This is a genomic window from Actinoallomurus bryophytorum, assembly GCF_006716425.1.
Taxonomy (GTDB): domain Bacteria; phylum Actinomycetota; class Actinomycetes; order Streptosporangiales; family Streptosporangiaceae; genus Actinoallomurus; species Actinoallomurus bryophytorum.
The window spans coordinates 361,472-381,926 of sequence record NZ_VFOZ01000002.1 but is presented as its reverse complement, the minus strand read 5'-3'; the positions used below and the strand labels follow the sequence as shown (position 1 = coordinate 381,926).

General features: G+C 71.4%; 19 protein-coding genes. 11 read left to right on the top strand and 8 right to left on the bottom strand.

The window, feature by feature from the left end; genetic code table 11:
- Positions 1 to 105: 105 nt before the first annotated feature.
- From FB559_RS38005 to FB559_RS37995, 3 genes are all read left to right on the top strand, one after another.
- Positions 106 to 795: an HAD family hydrolase gene (locus tag FB559_RS38005; RefSeq protein WP_185792665.1), complete on the top strand. Its 690-nt coding sequence runs from the start codon at positions 106 to 108 to the stop codon at positions 793 to 795.
- Positions 796 to 961: 166 nt separating this feature from the next.
- Positions 962 to 2,545 carry an MFS transporter gene (locus tag FB559_RS38000; RefSeq protein WP_141962452.1) on the top strand — a complete coding sequence of 528 codons (1,584 nt, stop codon included), beginning with the start codon at positions 962 to 964 and terminating at the stop codon, positions 2,543 to 2,545.
- Positions 2,476 to 3,309: an alpha/beta fold hydrolase gene (locus tag FB559_RS37995; RefSeq protein WP_221640633.1), complete on the top strand. Its 834-nt coding sequence runs from the start codon at positions 2,476 to 2,478 to the stop codon at positions 3,307 to 3,309. The genes FB559_RS38000 and FB559_RS37995 overlap by 70 nt, the downstream gene beginning before the upstream one ends.
- A gap of 28 nt (positions 3,310 to 3,337) precedes the next feature.
- Here the strand turns inward: FB559_RS37995 and FB559_RS37990 are convergent, their stop codons facing one another.
- The 4 genes from FB559_RS37990 to FB559_RS37975 are packed head-to-tail and all read right to left on the bottom strand — an operon-like array spanning position 3,338 to position 7,966.
- Entirely contained in the window at positions 3,338 to 4,369 is a 1,032-nt protein-coding gene (locus FB559_RS37990) for an alcohol dehydrogenase catalytic domain-containing protein (protein ID WP_141962451.1), read from the bottom strand.
- Entirely contained in the window at positions 4,366 to 5,625 is a 1,260-nt protein-coding gene (locus tag FB559_RS37985; RefSeq protein ID WP_141962450.1) for an aspartate aminotransferase family protein, read from the bottom strand. The genes FB559_RS37990 and FB559_RS37985 overlap by 4 nt, the downstream gene beginning before the upstream one ends.
- Complete coding sequence (locus FB559_RS37980) at positions 5,625 to 7,049, bottom strand: trehalose-6-phosphate synthase (protein WP_141962449.1); 1,425 nt, start codon at positions 7,047 to 7,049, stop codon at positions 5,625 to 5,627. Before FB559_RS37980 ends, FB559_RS37985 begins: the two co-directional genes overlap by 1 nt.
- On the bottom strand, positions 7,046 to 7,966 hold the full coding sequence (locus tag FB559_RS37975) for an SDR family oxidoreductase (RefSeq protein ID WP_141962448.1): 921 nt from the start codon (positions 7,964 to 7,966) through the stop codon (positions 7,046 to 7,048). The genes FB559_RS37980 and FB559_RS37975 overlap by 4 nt, the downstream gene beginning before the upstream one ends.
- A 252-nt stretch (positions 7,967 to 8,218) precedes the next feature.
- On the opposite strand from FB559_RS37975, the gene aroB reads away from it, so the two are divergent.
- From aroB to FB559_RS37955, 4 genes are all read left to right on the top strand, one after another.
- Positions 8,219 to 9,391: a 3-dehydroquinate synthase gene (aroB, locus tag FB559_RS37970; protein WP_141962447.1), complete on the top strand. Its 1,173-nt coding sequence runs from the start codon at positions 8,219 to 8,221 to the stop codon at positions 9,389 to 9,391.
- On the top strand, positions 9,388 to 11,352 hold the full coding sequence (locus tag FB559_RS37965; protein WP_141962446.1) for a TIM barrel protein: 1,965 nt from the start codon (positions 9,388 to 9,390) through the stop codon (positions 11,350 to 11,352). Before aroB ends, FB559_RS37965 begins: the two co-directional genes overlap by 4 nt.
- Positions 11,353 to 11,371: 19 nt before the next feature.
- Positions 11,372 to 12,481 carry a sugar phosphate nucleotidyltransferase gene (locus tag FB559_RS37960; RefSeq protein ID WP_141962445.1) on the top strand — a complete coding sequence of 370 codons (1,110 nt, stop codon included), beginning with the start codon at positions 11,372 to 11,374 and terminating at the stop codon, positions 12,479 to 12,481.
- A gap of 274 nt (positions 12,482 to 12,755) precedes the next feature.
- On the top strand, positions 12,756 to 13,166 hold the full coding sequence (locus FB559_RS37955) for an STAS domain-containing protein (RefSeq protein ID WP_141962444.1): 411 nt from the start codon (positions 12,756 to 12,758) through the stop codon (positions 13,164 to 13,166).
- Between the two features lie 49 nt (positions 13,167 to 13,215).
- Here FB559_RS37955 and FB559_RS37950 read toward each other — a convergent pair whose 3' ends face one another.
- Positions 13,216 to 13,776: a TetR/AcrR family transcriptional regulator gene (locus tag FB559_RS37950; protein WP_141962443.1), complete on the bottom strand. Its 561-nt coding sequence runs from the start codon at positions 13,774 to 13,776 to the stop codon at positions 13,216 to 13,218.
- Positions 13,777 to 13,860: 84 nt separating this feature from the next.
- On the opposite strand from FB559_RS37950, the gene FB559_RS37945 reads away from it, so the two are divergent.
- The 4 genes from FB559_RS37945 to FB559_RS37930 all read left to right on the top strand — a co-directional run bounded on the left by FB559_RS37945 (position 13,861) and on the right by FB559_RS37930 (position 15,619).
- Positions 13,861 to 14,397, top strand: coding sequence for a hypothetical protein (locus FB559_RS37945; RefSeq protein WP_141962442.1), 537 nt, complete (start codon positions 13,861 to 13,863; stop codon positions 14,395 to 14,397).
- Between the two features lie 40 nt (positions 14,398 to 14,437).
- On the top strand, positions 14,438 to 14,635 hold the full coding sequence (locus tag FB559_RS37940) for a hypothetical protein (protein WP_141962441.1): 198 nt from the start codon (positions 14,438 to 14,440) through the stop codon (positions 14,633 to 14,635).
- A gap of 187 nt (positions 14,636 to 14,822) precedes the next feature.
- A complete protein-coding gene (locus FB559_RS37935) occupies positions 14,823 to 15,188 on the top strand; it encodes a histone-like nucleoid-structuring protein Lsr2 (RefSeq protein ID WP_141962440.1) in 366 nt (121 codons plus the stop codon).
- A gap of 32 nt (positions 15,189 to 15,220) precedes the next feature.
- Entirely contained in the window at positions 15,221 to 15,619 is a 399-nt protein-coding gene (locus FB559_RS37930) for a histone-like nucleoid-structuring protein Lsr2 (protein ID WP_141962439.1), read from the top strand.
- Positions 15,620 to 15,621: 2 nt separating this feature from the next.
- Here the strand turns inward: FB559_RS37930 and FB559_RS37925 are convergent, their stop codons facing one another.
- From FB559_RS37925 to FB559_RS45940, 3 genes are all read right to left on the bottom strand, one after another.
- The gene (locus FB559_RS37925; RefSeq protein ID WP_141962438.1) at positions 15,622 to 16,440 is read right to left on the bottom strand and encodes a DUF429 domain-containing protein; all 819 of its coding nucleotides are present in this window, start codon (positions 16,438 to 16,440) and stop codon (positions 15,622 to 15,624) included.
- Positions 16,437 to 18,188: an alpha/beta hydrolase gene (locus tag FB559_RS37920; protein WP_141962437.1), complete on the bottom strand. Its 1,752-nt coding sequence runs from the start codon at positions 18,186 to 18,188 to the stop codon at positions 16,437 to 16,439. The genes FB559_RS37925 and FB559_RS37920 overlap by 4 nt, the downstream gene beginning before the upstream one ends.
- A gap of 201 nt (positions 18,189 to 18,389) precedes the next feature.
- Complete coding sequence (locus FB559_RS45940) at positions 18,390 to 20,432, bottom strand: hypothetical protein (protein WP_141962436.1); 2,043 nt, start codon at positions 20,430 to 20,432, stop codon at positions 18,390 to 18,392.
- Positions 20,433 to 20,455 lie beyond the last annotated feature (23 nt).

The following is a 20,455-nucleotide window of genomic DNA, read 5'->3' as shown; positions in this document are numbered from 1 at the left end:
ATCCCTCAAGATACCCCGGACAAAGCCGTTTACGCCTCGGCCAAAGGTTCGGCTTGTTCCGTCTGGTCAGTCGAACCGGAGACCGAGGGATCTATGCTGTCGGCCGTGGACGAACCGGCTGACGCACGCGTAGAAGCGGTCCTGTTCGACTTCTCCGGGACGCTGTTCGACGACACCGGGGTGCTCGACCCGCCGGCGCTGGTCGCCGCGGCCGAGCGTCACCACGTACCACTCGGCGAACGCGAGGCCGCCGGCATCATCCGGCGGACCCTGCGCCACGTCGACTCGCCCGAGGGCCTCAAGGCGCGCGAAGGCTGCGACCTGTCACGTGAGGCGCACCGTTCGACCTGGACCACGCTGATCGCCGAGGCCGGGCCGTTCGGCCCCGACCTGACCGAGGCCCTCTACGAATGCCTGACCGACCCCGGCGCCTGGCATCCGTACCCCGACACCGTGCCGGTCCTGACGACACTGCGCGACAGGGGCGTACGCCTCGGCGTGCTCAGCAACATCGGCTGGGACATCCGCCCGGCCTTCGACCGCGTGGGGGTGCTGGAGTCGCTGCACTCCGTCGTGCTCTCGTGCGAGCACGGCCTGGCCAAGCCCGACCCGGCCCTGTTCGCCCTCGCCTGCGAGCGGCTGGGCACCGACCCCGGGCAGGTGCTCTACGTGGGCGACGACCCGGTCAAGGACGGCGCGGCGGTACGCGCCGGACTCCCGGTCTACCTCCTGCCCAGCGACCGGAACGTCCGCATGCCCCGCGGGCTCGCGGCGGTCCTGCGCCTGGTCCGCTGAAGAAACGGGCCGTCTCCCGGGACTCGGACCGACTGTCCCGCAGGTCCTGACGTGTGCAACGTGATGGCGAGAACTCGCCAGCGCCGGTCCGGCGCATCGAGTTGGCTGACTTCCTGCCCGCCCACCGGGAATCAGGGCCATCCATTCATCGGGAGTTCGACGGCTCATGCCTTCACCACGACCGCGGCCGTACTGGTCACTGGCCGCGCTGCTCGGCGGGATGTGCCTGGGCAACGTGGACACGGCCATCGCCAACGTCGCCGCTCCCTCGATCGGGGCCGGTCTGCACGCCTCCGGCAGTGCGCTCGAACTCGTCGTCTCCGGTTACACCCTCGCCTACGCCATGCTGCTGATCATCAGCGCCCGGCTCGGCGAGATGTGCGGCTACCGGCGGGTGTTCCTGCTCGGCATGGGAGTGTTCACGCTGAGCTCGCTGGTCTGCGGTCTCGCGCCGAGCGCGGTCGTGCTCGTGCTGGCGCGAATCATCCAGGGCGGTGCGGCGGCGCTGATGGTCGCGCAGGTCCTGACCAGCATCCAGCTCGGCTTCGACGGCGGGGCACGTGGGCGGGCCCTCGGGCTGTACGCGGCGGTGCTGTCCGGCAGCGCCGTGGCGGGGCAGATCCTCGGCGGCGTGCTGGTCTCGGCGAACCTGTTCGGTGCGACGTGGCGGCCGGTGTTTCTGATCAACGTGCCGCTGGGTGTCCTGCTTCTCGCCGTCGGCCGGCGGGCGCTGCCCGCCGACCCGATGCGCCGGTCGCGACGTCTTGACCTGGGCGGTGTCATCGCCCTGTCCGCCGCGATCCTGCTGCTCGTGCTGCCGCTCATCCTCGGGCGTGATCTCGGCTGGCCAGGGTGGACGTGGGCGAGCCTTGCCGCGAGCCCCCTCGCGTTCGCGGCTTTCGTGCTGGTGCAGCGGCGGTCGACCGCACGAGGTGGTCACCCGATGGTCGACCTGCACCTGCTGGCGAGGCCGGCGATCTTCTGGGCCCTGAGCTCCCAGGCGGTGGCCACCGCCGCCTACTTCGCGATCCTGTTCGTCCTCGCCCTTTACCTGCAGCGGGGACTCGGCGCCAGCGCGGCGTACTCGGGTCTGGCGCTGGTGTTCTGGGTCGCGGCCTTCGGCGTGGCCGGCCCGATCCTCGGCCGGCTGTCCGGATCACGTAAACGCCTGGCCGCACCCGCCGGAGCGGCCATCATGGCCGTCGCCTTCGCGGGCATCGCGGCCGGCCTGCTCTCCGGGAGGACCGCCGGTGCCGTGCTGATGACCTTCCTGGGGCTCGGCGGGTTCGGACTGGGCGCCACGTTCAGCGGCACACTCGACCACCTCACCGGCGTCGCGTCCTCCCGCCATGCCGCGGACATCAGCGGGCTGTTCAACACGACGTCGCGGATCGGCGGGGTGATCGGGGTGGCCGTGTTCGGCACGGCCTACCTGGCCATGGCACCCGGACCGGGCCGGTCCGCCGCGGTCACCGGATTCGCCACGGTCGCCCTCGCGCTTGCCGGCACCGCGGTCGCCGCCGCCCTCATGGCCTACCTGGCCGTCCGCAAGGTGACGGTCGACGGTGAGCACGTGATCCCCCCACCAAAAGAAAGGCAGGACGAATGTCCCAGGAGAACGCCACGCAGGTCGGCCACCCGCCCGGCCGTCACTACGACGTACGAGGGCACCGGCTGTGGGTGGAGACCGAGGGAGACGGGAGCCCGCTGTTGCTGCTCGCCGGGCTCGGCCCGGCCGGGTCCCATGTGATTTTCCATCCGTTCTTCACCGGGCTCGCCGGCACCCACCGGCTGATCTACGTCGACCTGCACGGGCGGGGACGCTCGGAACATCCCGCCGACCTCGCCGACATCACCTTCGCCGAGGACGTGGCGGACATCGCGGCACTCATCGACGAGCTGGGACTGGGACCGGTGCACGTCTACGGGTTCTCCTACGGTGGGCTCCTCGGCCAGGCGCTCGCCCTGGACCACCCGGAGTCGCTGCTGTCGCTGACCATCGCCAACAGCCTGCACGGCCCGGAGATGTGGCAGGCCAACCACGCCAACATCAACGCCGAGCTGGCCAGGCAGCACCCGCAGGTGTGGGACAGGATCACCACTCTGCGCTCCCAGGGCCTGAAGGCCACAGACCCGGAGATGGCCACGGAGTTCGCGGTCGCCGCGCGGCTGGTGCGCTTCTACAACCCCGACAACGCGCGGCTGCTGGCGAGCGAGCCGGGCGCACGCAATCTCGAGCTGTACCCGCTGTTCGCCGGGGCCGATGTCGATTTCATCATCGGCGGTCAGGTCGCGCGAATTCCCGACTTCCGGCCACGGCTGAAGGAGATCACCGTCCCGGTCATGGTGCTCGCCGGCCGCTACGACCGGGCGCTGTATCCGGCACTGCAGCGGCAGTTCACCGAGTACGCACCGCAGATCCGGCTGGAGTTCCTGGAGAGGAGCGGCTCCTTCTCCCACGTCGAGGAACCCCAAGCCGTCTTCGGCCTGGTCCGCGAGTTCACCGGCCGCTGACTCATCGGCTCCAGGCTCGGCCCGATGGCTAAGGGCGCATCAGCACCTTCCCGAAGGAGCGCTCGGTCGTCAGGCGGTGCAGGGTGGCGGGCAGTTCGGGCAGCGACACCTCCTCGGTGATCAGCCGCTCGACGCCCAGTCCGTCCGGCGCGCCGGACAGGGTGCGCAGCGCGTGTTCGAAGTCATCGCGCGTGGTCCCGTAACTGCCGCCGACCAGCACCGGTGAGTCCCGCCACGAGGTGGACCTCACCTGCTCGGCCCGCCGTACCCGGTCCAGGTCGCAGTCGAGGCCGGGCAGCCGGTCCCCGGCCGCGGTCCCGCCGTACAGCATGACCAGCCCGTCGCGGCGTACGAGGCTCAGCGCGCGTTCGAGCAGCGGCGGCAGCACGAAGCTGGTCGCCACGACCACGACGTCGTGGCCGCCGGGCGCCGACGACAGCCGTGCGCCGCCGGATCCCGGCAGCAGGCGCCGGGCGGCGAGGAAGTCCAGGCGGTCGGTGTCGCGGTTCACGATGAGTGCGCGGGCGCCGGCCGTCTCGGCCAGCCGGGCGATCAGCACGCCCGCGATCCCGGCACCCAGCACGCACACCGAGACGCCGCGCAGGTCCGGTGAGCCCCGGTGCCGCCGGGTCATGGTCAGGCAGTGCGCGGCGCACGCGAGGGGTTCGGCGAAGACCAGGCGCCGCTCGCCGATCCCGTCCGGGGCCGGTGGCAGGGCGCGGACCAGCGCGCCGGCCTCGCCGCCCGCCCACATGCGGCGGGCGAAACCGGTGCCACGGCGCAGCGGCACGTTCGGGTCGAGGCAGACGCGCGAGCCGGCCGGCAGCATCGGCGTCGAACTCCTCGTCACCACGCCGACCAGCTCGTGACCGAACTGGCTGGGCCCCGGCCGCCGTCCCCCGATCTCCTTCAGGTCCGAGCGGCAGATCCCCACCAGCGACGGCGACACCAGTACGGCGTCGGAGGTGTCCGGGCGCCGGGGCGGTGCGTGGGACAGCCGCGGCCCCGCCGGCGTCAGCTCGACGCACATCGCCGCCGCCTCCCGCGTCTCCGGGGTCAAAGCGTCTCCAGCGCCTCGCCGAACCGGTCCGCGACCAGGTTCGCGTCCTCGATGGACAGGACCAGCGGCGGGCGCAGCTCGATCACGTTGCCCTGACCGTGCTCGGACACCCGGGTGAGCACCCGCAGACCCGCAAGGGCGTTGTTGAGTGCGGTCGCCAGCCGGTTCGAGCGGGAGCCGTCCGGCTCGACCAGCTCGACCCCCAGCATCAGCCCGACACCGCGTACGTCGCCCACGCACGGGAAGCCGGCCCGCAGCGCGCGCAGCCGCCGCAGCAGCACGTCGCCGGTCGCGCGCACCCCGGCGAGGAACTCCGGACGGCGTACCTCATTGAGCGTCGCGACCGCGGCCGCCGCCGACAGGGTGTGGCCGCCGTAGGTGAAGCCGTGCATCGAGCGCGGCATGCCGACCAGCCGCTCCTCGGTGAGGATCGCCGCGAGCGGGAAACCGCTCCCGGTCAGCCCCTTGGACAGCGTCATGACGTGCGGCGTCACGCCGAAGTGGTCGGCGGCGAACAGCCGGCCGGTACGGCCCAGCCCGGTCTGGTTCTCGTCGAAGATCAGGATGATCTCGCGCTCCTCGCAGAACTCCTTGAGCCGCTGGAGGTAGCCCGGGGGCGGCACGACGTTGCCGCCCACGCCGCTGATCGGTTCGATGATCATGGCCGCCACGCTGCCGGAGCTGGCGTAGGCGATGAAGTCCTCGATGCGGTCGACGCACCACATCCCGCACGTGTCCGGGGTCTGCCGGTAGAAGCAGCGGAAGCAGTACGGCTCGGGCACGTGCACGGCGCCGGGCAGGTGGTACGGGAACGGCTCGCGCATGCGGGACGTGCCGTTGTAGCTGGTGGCGGCGATGCTCTGGCCGACATGACCGCGGAAGGGCACGATGACGTCCCGCTTGCCCGTGAGCCACTGGGCGATCTTGATGGCGCCCTCGTTGGCGGTCGAGCCGCCCGAGCTGCGCAGGTTCACCCGTGTGAGTGCGGGCGGGCTCATCTCGACGAGCAACTCCATCACCCGGTCCGTGGCCGTCGTGCGGAACGAGGAGCTGGCGAACACCAGGTCGTCGAGCTGGTCGCGGACCGCCCCGATCACGGCGGGGTGGTTGTGGCCGAGCACGAGGTTGAACGTGCCGGACACGCAATCGAGGTACTCCCGGCCCTCGGTGTCCCAGACCCGCACCCCCTCGCCGTGCACCAGCTCCGCGTCGCCGAGCTCGTAGTACGCGAAGGCCCGTGCGTCCGTCGCCTCCATCAGCCCACTTCCAGGCTCGCGAGCTGCGCGGTGACCCAGGACTCCAGCGTCCACGGCCGCGCGGCCTCGCGCCGTGCGCGGGCCGACTCGGCGCGCTCCGCAGGGGCGGCCAGCAGCCCGGCGGCGATCGCCTCGGCCTGTTCGAGGAGGTCGTAGGGGTTGACCGTACGGCACACCGGGCCGAGGATCTCGGCCGCGCCTGCCATCTCCGACAGCACCACGTCTGCGCCGCGCTCGTTCACCAGCGGTGCCTCGAAGACGCTGAGATTCTGGCCGTCCACCGTGGAGTTGAACACCAGCAGGTCGGCGCGTTCGAAACAGCCGAACGTGTGCCCGACCTCGTTGTCGCAGTGCGTGCGCACGGTGTCCGGCCCCAGTTCGGCGTTGGCCTCGGCGACCGCCGACTCGACCCGGCGCCGGTAGGCCGCGTTGGCCTCGACGTAGAGCCGGTTGGGGTTCATCCGCACCAGCATCCGGGCCTCGCGCAGCCGTTCGTCGCCCTGGACCGCGAGGACGAAGGCCCGTACGGCACGCTCCCCGTTCTTGATCGGGTCGGTACGCCCGGAGTGCACCACGAGCGGCCGGTCGCCGGCCCACTCGGCGATGCCCTCGGGCAGCCGTGCGTCGCGGCGGTGCAGCGTCTCGGGGCTGTAGCCGAGCGGCTGGGTGCGCACCCGCGTCACGTGGCCGTCGCGCCGTACCGTGCCGGCCACGACGTCGACCTCGGCGCCGGGCAGCAGGTCGGCCACGCACGCCAGGAAGTTCGTGGTCCAGCGGGCGGCGAAGAATCCGATCGTGTCGGCGGCGAGCATGCCCTCGATCACGCCCGTACGGATCGCGCGCGGCAGGATGCGCCAGTAGTCCGCCGACGGCCAGGGGATGTGCACGAACAGCAGGATCGGCGCGTTGGGCCGTTGGGCCCGCAACCGCGCCGGCACGCAGACGAGCTGGTAGTCGTGCACCAGGAAGACCGGGTCGGGCTCGCCCTCGGAGCGCCGCAGCATCTCGGCGGCGAAGTCCTCGGTGAACTCACCGAACCGCTCCCACGCCGCACGGGTCTCCGCACCGAAGGACGGCTGTGTCCAGCGGTCCCAGCCGTAGTTGTTCCCGGCCCACATGAGCTCGGCGGTCAGGAAGTTCTGCACGACGCGGAACGTCTCGCGGTCGTGGCGCAGCTGGTGGAGCCGCACTCCGCGCCCCGAGGGCAGCTCGATCCGCATGCCGTCCGGATTCTCCAGGGCCGCGCGGTGGTCGTCGTCGCTGTCCGCGCTGACGATCCACGCCACGTCCAGGTATCCGGCCTGCTCGGCGACCACGTTGCCGGTGCCGCCGGGGGCCAGCCACGCGCGCAGCTGTCCCGTATCCGGCTCGGGCGCGTAGCTGACCACGGCGCGCTTGCTGGCGAGGAAGACGCGCTTGCTCACTGTCGATCCTCCAAAGATCGGGGGGCGGCCGGAAGTGCCGCGGTCGCCAGGCGGCGGGTGCCCTCGTCGACGTCCACCGGGCGCAGTCCGTCGAGTTCGGGGAGACTCCCCGCCCGCTCGCTGTGCAGGCAGGCGTTGTCGGGGCGGCAGGCGTAGGCCGTGCCCGCCTTGGAGACGGCGCGGAGGGGACCGTCGCCCAGCCCGAGTCCCTTGGCGATGCGGCCGGCCCACTCGTGCCGGGACAGGCGGTCGGGCCCGCCCAGGTGGAGCACGCCCGTCCGCCCGGCTCGCAGCAGCGCGCCGGACCAGGCGGCGACGTCGTCCACCAGAACGGGGGTGTTCCAGTGGTCGACGGGTGCGTCGACCGGCCGCCCGTCGCGCAGCCCGCGCACGCAGGTGGTGAAGTAGTTGGGCCGGTGCCCGTCGGGATCCCAGCCGTAGACGAGGCTGACCCGCAGCACCAGCGCCGTGCCGGTCTCGAGCAGGGTCCGCTCGCCCGCCAGTTTCGCCCGGCCGTACGCGTTGGCCGGTGCGACCTCGTCGGACTCGCCGTAGCTGTGCCGGGATCCGGCGAAGACGTTGTCCGTCGAGACCAGCAGGATGGGCAGCCCGGCGGCGGCCGCCGCGAGGTTCGCGGCCCCGGTGCCGTGCACCGCCATCGTCTCCTCGGCGTGCCGCTCACACCAGGTGATGTCGGAGGGCCCGTGCACGACCACCACGGCGTCCGGCCCGACGCTACGGACCGCGTTCGCGCACGACCGGGGGTCGCGGACGTCCAGCTCCCGCCATTCGGTGCCGGCCGGGGAGCGGGTGGCCGGCCGCCGCCGGGAGCAGAGCACCGCCCGGCCGCCGAGCGCGGTCATCCGGGCGCCGATACGGCCGCCGAGGTAGCCGCTGCCGACCACCATCGTCAGCATGTCCCGCCCTCGGGACGGGCCGGCGTACGGCCGTCATTCCTAGATCGACATCTGTATTGACCTGGCAGGGTGAATGTTCCGGGAGTCGCTGAGATCATCCGTTCGGCGCCGCGATCCGCGCCTTCCGTGGCATGCATCATCACGATCTCTGGCCAAATATTGTGTTTGATAAACATTTATCAGAGAAGATAAGTCTCGCATCCGTATGGGTGGCGGCCTGACCCGATCAGTTGATCTTGGTAAGGGAGACGGATGGCCGAGGAAAGCTATGTCGTTCGCGATCGGATCCCGTTGTCAGTGACCTCGTCGGCCATCGAGGTCAGCCTCGAACGACAGGACACCTATCGCATCCACGTGGTGCCGGATATGTCGGCGGCGACCGAGGTGCTGCTCGCCGAGCTGGACGGGCGGTGCGCCGCCGTGATCACCGAGCGGACCGTCGCCGGACTGCCGGCGTACGGGATCACCGAGACGCTCCGCGAACGCGGGCTGCTGCTGGGCAGCATGGTCGTCGACGCAGGTGAACAGAGCAAGAGCATGGACACCGCCTACCGGCTCATCGACTGGCTGGCCCAGCTCGGCCTGGCGCGCCGCGACGTGATCGTGGCGCTCGGCGGCGGAATGATCATGGATACGGTCGGCTGGGTCGCCAGCGCCTTCATGCGCGGCGTGCCCTACGTCAACGTCCCCACGACCCTGCTCGCGCAGGTCGACGCCGGCATCGGCGGAAAAGTGGCGGTCGACCACAATGCCGCCAAGAACCTCGTCGGCGCGTTCTACCAGCCACGGGCCGTAATTTCGTGCCTGGAGTTCCTTCAGACCCTCGACGTTCGGCAGGCGCGTGCCGGTCTCGCCGAGGCATTGAAAAAAGCGATAATAGCCTCTCCTGAACTCTTCGAATATATCGAGCAGCACACCGACGAACTCGTCCACTGCCATTCGTCGGCGGTCGGGCCGCTCGTGCGCGCGGCCAGTGCGATCAAGACCGAACTCGTCGGCCGCGACCCCTATGAGGTGGACCTGCGCCGTCCGCTGAACTTCGGCCACACCGTCGGCCACGCCGTCGAGACGACCACCGGGTACGGCCCCGTGCTGCACGGCGAGGCCGTCGCCGTCGGCATGGCCATCGCGGTGGACATCTCTCGCGCACGCGGCCTGCTCGATCCCGGCCTGGCGCGGCGGATCGTCCGGTTGATCACCGACCTGGGCCTGCCGGTACGCCTGGATCGGCTACGTTCCGTACCCGCGGTGGATGACGTGCTGGCCGCGATGTCCAAGATCCGGGAGATACGGGACGGCAGTCTCCGCTTCGTGCTCCCGGTCGAGCTCGGCACGACACTGATCGCCGATGACGTCACCGAGGACGAGGTGCGGGCCGCGCTCCTGCGCAACGTCGCCGATGACGTCCCGGTGGGCGGCCGATGATCCCACTGTGGGCGGTGGACGCGGGCGGCAGCACGACGACCGTGATCGCGGCCGGCTCCACCGCCCGCAAGACCTACGGCTCGGTCAACCCCGCCTCGGTCGGCACCGGCCCGGCGACGCGCACCCTGCGCGCCGTCTTCGGCGACGTCGCCGCCGCGCTAGGCGGACGGCCGGGCGCGGGATGGGTCGCCACCGCCGCCGTCGACCTCACCGGCGACGACGGAGAGGCGGCCCGCTTACGCGACCTGGCGCTCGCCGCGGGCGTACGCGGACGGCTGCTCGTCTCCAACGACTCCGTGCCGTGGCTGGCCGCCCCGCCGCTCGCGGGCCGCGGCGTGGTGGTCGTCTGCGGCACCGGTTCGGGGTTCGTCGCGGCCGGCGACGGGGGCGAGGTGTGCCGGGTGGGGGGTTGTGAATACCTCGGCAGCGACGAGGGCAGCGCCTTCGACCTGGGGCTGGCCGGGTTGCGCGCCGCGGTCCGTGCCGGGGACGGCCGGGGACCGGCGACCGCGATCGGCGCACGCCTGACCTCTCTCGCCGCGGGCCGGTCCCCGGCGGAGCTGGCGCGTGAGCTGGCCGCGGAGGCGTTCCCCAAGGCCGCGGTGGCCGCGCTGGCGCCGGTGGTCTGCGATGCCTGGCTCGATGGCGACGGCCCGGCGGCGGAGCTGGTGTCGGCGGCGGTCGGCGAGCTCGTACTGGGCGTGCGCGCCGCGAGCGACCGGGCCGGGCTCACCGGAGACTGGTCGGTCGCCGCCGGGGGCGGTGTGCTGCGCGGCTGCCCGCCGCTGTTCGCCGAGCTCGAACGGCGGCTAGGCGCCGAACTGTCCGTCACCGAGGTGGTCGCGGTGGACGAACCGGTGGCGACCGTGCACGCGGCGCTCGAGAGCCGCGTGCACGACGGAGAGGTACGGGCGCCGAGTGCCGCGTGGCTGCTCGACCTGGATCCGCCGCCGGTCCGGTCACGGCCCCCCGTGCGGCACCGCGCGGACGACCGGCAGGTGGCGGTCGGGCTCTGCCTGGCGGCCTGGGGCGGCTCGGGGCTGCCGGCCGCTCTCGAGTACGCCGCACAGGTCGGGGCCGACGCGGTCGACCTGCCCACCGACACCACCTCGGGCCTGGTGGACCTGACGCGCTGGGCGCGGGAGGCGGACTACCGCGCGGACCTGCGCGCGGCGGCCGGGGACGTCGCGGTGGACTGCGTGAGCAACAGCAGGGACACCCAGCTGCTGCTCGGCCCGCACGGTCCGCACACCGATCCGGTGCTCGGCGGCCCGGCGGCGGCCAAGCGCGACCACGCGCTGCGCTGTGCGCTGGACACGGTGCGGCTGGCCGCCGACCTGGGCGCCCCGTGCGTACGGCTGATGTTCGGCGTGCCGGACGTGGCGCGCTGGCTCTCGTGGTGGCACAGCTCGGTGAGCTGGGCGGACAACATCGCCGCGTGGTGTGAGGAGGCGCGGCCGGTGCTGTCCCTGGCCGCCGAGCACGGCGTGACGCTGCTGGTCGAGCCGCACCCCAAGCAGGTGGTCTACGACCGGGCCAGCGCCCGGCAACTGCTCGACGCGGTGGCGGGCACGTCCACGTCCGCCTCGGTCCGGTTGTGCGTGGACCCGGCCAACCTCGCCGCCACCGGGCACGATCCGGTGGACGCGGTACGCGGCTGGGGCGACGGCCTGGGCGCGGCGCACGCCAAGGACCTGCAGCGCTGGAACGCCCCGCAACCACCGTCCGGCGCCGGCTGGTCACGGTACGGTCCCGGGCCGCCGATCCGGTTCCGTGCCCTGGGCGCCGGCGAGCTTCCGTGGCCGGCGATCGTCTCGGCACTGCTCGACGAGGACTTCCACGGCGTGCTCTACGTCGAGCACGAGGACGCGCTGCTGCCGCGGGAGCAGAGCGTGGCCGCCTCCGTACGGCTCCTGCGCGAGCTTCTGCCGCAGGGCGACCCGCAAGGACGTACCTGGTGATCTCGTCGGGAGAGAGCACATGACCTCAGCGGACGTACGCGCGGCACTGCTCGCCGGTGGCCTCGGCGAGCGGATGGGCCGGCTGACCGACGACACGTGCAAGCCGCTCGTGCCGTACGCGGCGTCCTGCCGGCTCCTGGACTTCAGCATGGCCAACGCGGTCCGTTCCGGGATCCCGGAGGTGGTGCTGCTGTCGATGCACCGCGAGCGGGACCTGGTGGACTACCTCACAGCGCACTGGGACGGCGCGGGCATCCGGGTGAACTTCGGCCCCCACGACGGCCTCGTGCGCTCGGCCGGCGCCCCGCCGGGTGCGCCTCTCCCGCCCCGGCCGCCCGAGTCGGGCACCGCCGACGCGTTGCTCAACAACGCCGAGTACCTGTTCGCGCCGGGCGCGCGCGACGTGCTGGTGCAGCACGCCGACCACGTCTACACCTTCGACTACGGGCCGATGGTGGAGGCGCACCGCCGGGCCGGCGCCGACGTGACGATCGGCGTGCAGCGCATCGAGCGGCGGTTCGTGCACCTGTTCGGCATGGTGGAGGTGGACGCGGACCTGAAGGTGCGCCGGCTGGTCGAGAAGCCGGCCGACCCGACGTCGGACCTGGTGTTCACCGCGTTCTGCCTGTTCCGCACCGAGGTGCTGGAAGAGGTGCTCACCGAGCTCGCCGCGCTGGGGGAGGACGGCTGGCGGCACGACATCAGCCGCGACGTGCTGCCCCGGATGATCGCGGAGGGGCGGCACGTGCTGGCGTACCCGATCTCCGGCTACTGGGCCGACATCGGCACGGTGGAGCGCTACCACCTGGAGCAGATGAAGCTGCTCGACCGGCCGGGCCCGATGCCGGCCGGGCACCTGCCCCGCACGCTGACCGGTGCGCCGCCGACGTACGTCCCCCGGCTCGGCAGCCTGGTCGGCGGCGACGTCGACGTGCCGGACGGCGCGACGGTACGGTCCAGCCTGCTGTTCCCCGGCTGCGTCGTGGAGCCCGGCGCGGAGGTGGAGCGCTCGGTCGTGCTACCCGGAGCACGGGTGCGGTCCGGGGTGAGCCTGCGCGAGGCGGTGGCGGCGGCGGGGGAGGACGTCACGAGCCCCCGTACCGGCCTGGCCGACCTCGAACCGGCCTGAGACCGGGAGGACTCCCACGCGACCCACGCACTTCGACGCGCTCGTCGTCGGTGGCGGCGGGGCTCGGCGCGCATGATCCGCGCTAACTCGACATGTAAATGTAAATTTCGCTGTATATCCATGGGTTCTATGCCCGGGGCGACGCGTGTTGTGTTGATCGACTTGACGAGAATTGTCAGCCGTTAGAACCTGTAATGAGTCTGCTCGCCGGATCGGGCGGACGGGTCCAGTAACGCGGCCCCCTCACTTCTCGACACCGCGGGATGGCGGCGGTATGCCCTCGATCATCCGGTTCCCACTCTCCGTCACTGACAGGGCCGGAATAACGGTTAGTGCTTTTCCCCCCGAAGTCGACGTGTGCAACGCGTACGTCATACGCGACCAGTTGATACATCTGCTCGACCGCGGCGCCGACCCGTTGGTCATCGACCTGACGGCGACACGGTTCTGCGACTGCACGGGCGTGGGCGCCATCGTCAGTGCCGGGCGGCGGGCCCGCTCCCTGGGCGTACGGGTCTGTCTCGTCCTGCCGGCCAGTGGCACGGTCTGCCGGATCGCCGCGGTCACCGGCCTGGCCCGGCGCATACCCAACACGACCAGCCTCGACGCGGCGTACGAGACACTCCGCGAGCCGGTGCACGAGGCCGCCCCCAGATCCTGGCTCCCCGGGCCGCCCGCCACGTGAGAGCGGGTGGAGGCGGCCCGGTGGGCCGGGAACGGATCGCGGCGGGCGATCAGTCCGCCTGCGGGATGCCGAAGGCGGCGAGCAGGGCGTCGACGTAGGCCGCCGGATCGCCCGGAGCGGCGCCGACCTGCCGAAGCGCGGCCGTGCCGAGGTACGCGGAGTAGCTCGCCGTCGCGTAGTGGCGGGCGAGTCGCGGCGGGTGGCCGAGTTCGGAGAAGGCCGCCTCGATCACGGCGAGCCGCCGGCGGGTGACCCGTTCGGCCACCGGCCGCACGACCGGGTCTGCCGACTCGGTGAGCAGGCGCAGAGTGAGGTCGCTCCCCTCGGCGGCGGCGAAGGCGTGGTGCACCAGGCGACGCAGGCGCTCGGCCGGGTCGGCGATCTCCGCGAGCCGGGGGAGGACCTCGTCGGTCTGCACGCGTTCCCAGCGTTCGAGAGCCGCCTCCAGCAGCGCCCGCCGGTTGGCGAACAGCCAGTAGAAGCTCGACTTGGAAGCGCCCAGACGTGCCGCGACCGGTTCGACGGCGACCGCCTCGGGCCCCCCTTCGGCCAGGGCGGCGAGCGCGGCGGCGGCCCAGTCGTCGCGGGTGAGACGGGCGGTACGCGGCATGCGGCACCCCTGTCGAGGCCGGTTCTGTACGGTGCCGTACAGTACCATTCTGTACGGCACCGTCCAGAATGCTCGGAGCGTCTCATGGACTGGATCCTGGACCGGCTTCTCCCCACCTACGACTTCCGCACCCGCTACACGCGCCGGATCGCCGCGCCCCCGGACGCCGTGTGGGACGCGCTTCACGCCGTCACGGCCGCGGAGATCCCGATCACCCGGCTGCTCATGGGCATCCGGACGGCCGGACGGAGCCGGATGTCCGGCCGGCTCGCGGACCTCGTGTCCATGCCGGAGCTCGGCCGTGACGAAGGCCGCGAAGCCGTGAAAGGCCAGGTGGCCAAGTACTGGCGGTTCCGCGCGACGCCCGGTCCGGTAGAGACGAACGACCCCGCCGCCTTCACCGCCTTCGCCGAGCCCGGCTGGGCCAAGGGCGCCATGAGCTTCCAGCTCACCCCGATCGCGGACGGCACCCTGCTGGCCGCCGAGACTCGGGTGCAGGCCACCGACCCGGCCGGCCGGCGCGCGTTCGCCCCCTACTGGTTTCTCATCCAGGCAGGAGGGGCCGGCCTCATCCGGCTCGAGCTCCTGCGCGCGGTCGCCCGCCGGGCAGAGGCCGCGTAAGGCCGGCCACCTCCGCGCCACGCGCGGAGACGACTGACGGATGGTGCCGGTTTTCGCGAACGGACAGCCGTCCGTCGCGGCGCACCGCCGGGGCGACGGCGGCGGCGGCGAACGGCGCGCCGTGCGGGTGTTCGCCGTAACGCGCGGCGCGATATCGCATAATGTGGTGTTCCAGGATGCTGAGGCGTTCACGGCGTTCGAGCTGCCGGCGGTGCTCGACCCGCCGAACGCGAGCTGAGGTCTACTCGGAGTCCTATATCAGGCATTCTGCTACGAGTGCGAAACGGCAATGCTGAAACGTCTTACTCGGGTGGCAACACCCGTATCAGCATCCGCGGGCACGCCAGCGGCCGATGCCTGCTCCTGCCCCGAGGCGGCGTCATACTATCCTTGCTCAGGCAACGTCACCGAGAAAGGAACACTTAGTGGCAACCAAGGTCATCATGGTGGATGATTTCGACGGTCATGATGGAGTGGACGTCGAGAAGCGCGATTTCGAGATCGGCGATGCCACATACACCATCGATCTCGGTGATGAGAACTTCAAGAAACTGCAAGAGGCGATTGAGGTGCTCACTCCGTACCTCGAGAAGGCCAAACGGGTGAAGCAGGCGGGCCGGGCACGTAAGGCGACATCCGACACCGCGCCTCGCCTGCGCGGATACTCTAACAGCGACGTGCGCGAATGGGCCAGGCAAGAAGGCATCGAGGTCAGCTCCCGTGGGAAGATCGGTGATGAGGTCTATGAGAAGTTCATCGCCGCTCATCCGGACGCGAACCCTGATGACTGACTGGCTCCTTGGACACTGCAGGAGATAATGACATGGCACAAGAAACGATCGTTCGGCTACTCGATGACATCGACGGCAAGCCGGCCGACGAGACGGTGAGTTTCTCGATTGACGGGATCACGTACGAAATCGATCTCAGAACGAAAAACGCGGACAAGCTTCGCAAGGTGTTCGCTCCGTATGTTGAGAAGGCGCGTAAGGCCGGTGCACGCCGCGCCGGTCGTGGCGCCGCACGCGGTGGCCGTACCGCGCACAACCGCGAACGCGCCGCGGACATCCGGGGCTGGGCGAAACAGCACGGGATCACGATCAACGACCGTGGCCGTATTCCCGCGGAAATCGTCCAGGCGTACGAGTCAAAGGACCCCAGCAGGGCGAAGAACCCGGGTGGGAAGGTTCCGCAGACCAAATTCCAGGCTGCGAGCCGCTGAGGCTACCGCTGCTCGGCGCGCGCGGGAGCGATGATCGTCGCCGGGGGGTCGTCACCGCTCCGTACGGACGGGCCGAGCACCTGGCAGCGAGCGTGCCCGTGGCGTGACCACAGCGCCGCGGTCCACGCGCACAGCAGCGCGTCGATGAGGTCTTCCCGGTGTTTGTAGGCGACGTCGGCGAGCGGTGACGGCTCGTCGGCCAGCCGCCGGGAGACCGGGTGGGAGTCGAGGAGGAGGGGCGGGTCGGCGGTGGCGAGCCGCTCGATCCGGCCGATGAGCCGGTCGCAGTTGGTGGCGCGTTCGGGCCGCCACTGCGCCACCGTCAGCTTTGGGGGCCGGCGCTTGTAGCGCGGGCGCTCGGTCGCGTAACCGAGCTCGAAGGCACCGACCAGCGTCGTGTACGGATAGCACTCCGACATCGCGCGGCCTCGCTCCGGAGGTCCGTCGATGCCGTCGGAGTACCCCCACCCGCGCGCCTCGAGCCTGCGGCGCAGGCCGACGCCCGCCAGGCGGGGGGTGTGGACGTTCGTGGTGTTGGCGCTGACCTTCCACCGGCCGTACCTCCGGCCGACCTGCGTCTCACACTCCCGCTGTCCCCGCTCGTTGGTGACGACCAGGGGCGCGTCGACGAACAGCAGCGCCGGGCCCGCTCCCGAGGCCGCGCCGACCCACGCCACGGTCTCGTCCAGCCCGCGAGTCCACCCGGCGTCCAGGATCCGGCCGGTCGCGTCGATCGCGGCGACGCCGCTCTCGTTGGCAGGCCGCCCCGGAGCGTCCTCGCGCCAGGCGAGGTCGATGCCGAGGAAGCGTGCCGGTGTCATCGGTCGTGGGTCTGGAGCCAGGTCAGGATCTTGGCGTGAACGCCGGCGGTCTTGAGCAGGGCGCCCGCGTGCCCGTCGCCGCCGACGACGTCGAGGGTGCAGCCGACCTTCTTGTCCTTGAGCGCGGCGCACAGGTCGGCGGAGTGCGTCGAGGGGACGAAGTCGCCCTTCGAGTGGAGCAGGAACATGGGTGCGTCACCGCGGCTGACGTGGTTCTTGACGACGCTGTCGGTCCAGCGGCTCCAGCAGGCGGCGTCGGCCGTCGTGGGGTGGCAGCCGGCGAGCAGGGTCGAGTTGTCGCGGAGTTTGCGCTCCGAGGCGGTCGCGCCCGCCTTGTCGCCGTCCTTGTAGGAGCGATAGGGCGAGGCGACGGGGGAGAGGGCGACGACGCCGCGTACGCGGCTGGTGCCGGTGCCGTAGGTGCCGACCGAGGCGGCGATCTGGCCGCCGGCCGAGGATCCGAGGAGCATGACGCGGTCGGGGTCGATGTCGAACGTGGTGGCGTGACCCTTGATCCAGGAGATGGCGCTGAGCGCGTCGTCGCGCTGCGCGGGCCAGACGGCCGTGGTGTTCAGGCGGTAGTTGATGGAGAAGACGGCGTAGCCGCGTTCGGCGTACCACAGGGCCGTGGAGGCCCAGCTGGACTTGTCGTCCTCGTACCAGTAGCCGCCGTGAATGATCACGAGCGCCGGCCGCCGGGCGGTCGTGGGCGCGTAGTAGGCGTCGAGCTGCTGCTTCGGGTCGGTGCCGTACGGAAAGGTGTCGGCGGTGAGGGTGCCGGCGGTGAGGGCGCGCAGTCCTTCGGTGGCGGGGGGCACCGGGACGTGGTCGTCGTGGTGGACGGGTGCCTGGGCCGCCGTCCCGAGTGCGCGGCGGGGCGTACGGGGAGCCGGAGGCGCGATGCCCTGGGCGCGGTCCCTGAGCCAGATCAGGATCCGGGCCTTGACGGCGGCCGTCAGCAGGGGTCCGCCGGATCCGCTGCCGCCGAGGGTCTGGACGGTGATGTCGGCGGGGTCCATGCCCCTGGCGAGTTCGGCGGCGCGCAGATCGGTGGAGTGGACGGCCGGGATGGTGTCGCCGGTGGAGTGGATGAGGTACATGGGCGCGTCGTCGGCGCCGGAGGCGTGTTGCCCGGCGATGGAGTCGGTCCAGCGGCGCCAGCAGGTGGTGTCCGTCTTGTCGGGGTAGCAGCGGTTCAGGACGACGGTCTCATCGCGGATCTTGCGTTGCGCGGCGGTGGCGCTGCCGGTGGGTGCCTGGGTCCAGGCGCGGTAGGGCGAGTTGATGGGGGACAGGCCGACCGCGGCGTCGACGCGGGTACGGCCGGCGCCGTAGGTGGCCAGGGCGGTGGCGAGCTGGCCGCCGGCCTGGGAGCCGAGGACGGCGAGGTGGGTGGGGTCGGCGTCGAACTGTTCCGCGTGGTCCTTGATCCAGCCGGCGGCGGCGATGGCGTCGTCACGGGGGCCGGGCCACTCGGCGTCGGTGTCGTACCGGTAGTCGGCGGCGAAGACGGCGAAGCCGTGGTCGGCGAAGTAGCGGGCGGTGGAAGTCCAGTCGCTCTTGCTGCCGGAGTCGTAGTAGCCACCGTGCAGGATGAGGAGCGCGGGGTGGGGCGTGTCCGCGTCGTACCAGTAGGCGTCGATGCCCTGGCGTACCTGGGTCCCGTAGGAGTAGGTGGCCTCGTGGCGGTTGGCGGCGTGGGATCCGGAGGTGACCACGGCGACAACGGCGATCAGCAGAAGAACCACCAGGCCAGGACGCGTCAACCAGCGGCGCACGTGCAATCCCCTTCGGAGCGGAGTACGCACGATCACCCGGCGCACAGGCAAGCGGAACCGACAGATCGTGACAGCCCATCTGAAACCGCACAAGATGGCGCAGGCGAAAGAATATCCCGTAACCGGTGACGATGTCCGGCGTGACCCAAGAGCCCTGCCGGGCCGGATCGGCTACCGGCGGGTGATGACGCGGGCGATTCCGGCGGCGATCGTGGTGGCCAGGATCCAGCCGGCGGCCACGAGGAGGTAGGAGATCCACTGCTCCGCGCCGGCCGGATTGAAGGCGTTCTGCTGGCCCAGGTCGACGATCGGCAGCAGCAGGTCGAGCGTGTACATGACCGGGTTGAAGTGCGGAGCCTCGCCGGCCTTCAGCGCCGCCGGGGGCGCGAACCCGTACAGGACGCTGCCCAGCACCAGCAGGAGCGCCAGCCACAGCATGGCGCGCCAGGACCGGTAGCCGTAACCCACCGTCACGTCCTGCAGGCCGCTCCAGATCCGGCCGACCGTCGTCTTGGCGTCGCGGCGGTGGAGTTCCCTGGCGTACAGCACCTGGCGGGCCTCGGACGGCTGGCCGATCTGTGCGTAGAACGCGGCCAGTTGCTCGTACGGCTGGGGCGGGCATCCGTCCGGGTCGCGGGAGAGCCAGGTCAGGCGGCGCTTGGCGGACAGCGGGGGTTCCAGCGTCTCGTAGGTCAGGCCGTCCAGACAGAGCGGTGACGGCCACCGGTCCGGGTCGTCGCGCAGGACGCCGATGCGGGCGTGGTGGAGTTCGACCGAGCCGTCGATCTCGCAGTGCAGGATCAGCTCACCGGCACGGAGGGAGCGGGCGTCCAGGCCCACGCCGCCGGGGTTGGACAGGCGGGCTCCGCGGAGGTTCAGCTGGCGGTCGATCCGGGCGCCGCTCAGCTTCACCTGGCCCGTGGCCGTCATGTTCGCGCAGAACACATCGGCCCCGACCTCGATGCGTGACAGCCGCAGGGCGGTGCCGGAGGAGTTCAGCTCCGCCCCCACGAGTGAGACCCGCCCCGCGACGCGTGCGGTGCGGATCATCAGAGTGCCGTGGGACCGCAGGTCGTTCATCAGGAGCGTGCCGACGATCAGCCCGTCGGCCGTGAGGGCCATGCCGTCCACGCCGTCGTTGAGATGGGCGCGCGCGAGGCTCAGGCGGCCGGCGACCTCGGTGCCGACCAGGCTGACCTGGCCGCCGGTCACCGTGAGTCCGCCGGCGTCGAGTTCGCCGAGCGTCGCGCGGTCCAGGTTCAGCGCCGTTCCGCCGGGATTGGTCAGGCCGGCGTCCGTCAGCGTCAGATTGCCGCCCAGGCGGGCGCCGACCAGTCGCATCTCGCCCTCGACCGCATAGCCCAGGTGGCACCACAGGCCGCCGCCGACCGTCAGGCCGCCCCCGCCGAACGCGGTGCGGCCCGGGTTGCGGAGCAGCGAGCCCGACACGTCGAGCCAGCCCGAGATCACTGCGTTGGTCAGGCCGAACTCCCCGTCCACGATCGCGCGGCGCGCGATGAACCAGCCGTCGACGGTCACGTTCCTCGCGTCCAGAGCCTGGTCCGCCGAGCAGCTCAGGCGCGCGTCGTCCAGGTTCATCGAGCCGGTGATCCGCGCACCGCGGATACGGACCACACCGTCGGCGGTGAAGCCCTGGTTGCACTCGAGGTTGCCGTCGACGGTGAGCCCGTCGGCCGCCACGGCAACGCCGTCGCGGTCGCCTCCGACGACCGCTCCGCGAAGCGTCACCTCACCGATGACCTTCGCCCGTTCGAGCCAGATGCCGCCCTCGAACCGGCTCTTGTGGAAGTTGAGGATGCCGTCCGTCCGCATCCGCGCGCCGTTGAAGCCCGGGAGCCGGCTGCCCACGATCCGTACCGTCTTGGTGGTCGACTCGACGAAGCGCGGCGGCCGGTCGAAGCAGCACTCCTCGCACACCAGGGCGTACCGGACCGTCGCCCCCATCAGGTCCAGGCGCCCCGTGACCCGCGCTCCGCGGAGCCGGACCGCCGGATACCGCCCCGGCTCGGCGTCACCCGCTCCGAGCAGCAGCGCCTGGATCGTCTCCGCGCGGACCGTACGCTCCGGCCCCCACGCGTCTCCGCCGCCGACGTCGTCCTCGTCCGGTGAGCCGGTACGCAGGTCCGCCCATTCTCCCGACGGGAACACCCGCCAGAGAAGACTTTCCGCCTCGGTCCGCTCATCCGCCGTCACAGCGTCTCATCCTGGAGCGAACC

Excerpts from the sequence above, each read along its gene's own strand:
- FB559_RS38000 (WP_141962452.1), top strand. The coding sequence starts at position 962 with ATGCCTTCACCACGACCGCGGCCGTACTGGTCACTGGCCGCGCTGCTC.
- FB559_RS37985 (WP_141962450.1), bottom strand. The coding sequence starts at position 5,625 with ATGGAGGCGACGGACGCACGGGCCTTCGCGTACTACGAGCTCGGCGAC.
- FB559_RS37975 (WP_141962448.1), bottom strand. The coding sequence starts at position 7,966 with ATGCTGACGATGGTGGTCGGCAGCGGCTACCTCGGCGGCCGTATCGGC.
- aroB (WP_141962447.1), top strand. The coding sequence starts at position 8,219 with ATGGCCGAGGAAAGCTATGTCGTTCGCGATCGGATCCCGTTGTCAGTG.
- FB559_RS37965 (WP_141962446.1), top strand. The coding sequence starts at position 9,388 with ATGATCCCACTGTGGGCGGTGGACGCGGGCGGCAGCACGACGACCGTG.
- FB559_RS37960 (WP_141962445.1), top strand. The coding sequence starts at position 11,372 with ATGACCTCAGCGGACGTACGCGCGGCACTGCTCGCCGGTGGCCTCGGC.
- FB559_RS37955 (WP_141962444.1), top strand. The coding sequence starts at position 12,756 with ATGCCCTCGATCATCCGGTTCCCACTCTCCGTCACTGACAGGGCCGGA.
- FB559_RS37950 (WP_141962443.1), bottom strand. The coding sequence starts at position 13,776 with ATGCCGCGTACCGCCCGTCTCACCCGCGACGACTGGGCCGCCGCCGCG.
- FB559_RS37945 (WP_141962442.1), top strand. The coding sequence starts at position 13,861 with ATGGACTGGATCCTGGACCGGCTTCTCCCCACCTACGACTTCCGCACC.
- FB559_RS37940 (WP_141962441.1), top strand. The coding sequence starts at position 14,438 with ATGGTGCCGGTTTTCGCGAACGGACAGCCGTCCGTCGCGGCGCACCGC.
- FB559_RS37930 (WP_141962439.1), top strand. The coding sequence starts at position 15,221 with ATGGCACAAGAAACGATCGTTCGGCTACTCGATGACATCGACGGCAAG.
- FB559_RS37925 (WP_141962438.1), bottom strand. The coding sequence starts at position 16,440 with ATGACACCGGCACGCTTCCTCGGCATCGACCTCGCCTGGCGCGAGGAC.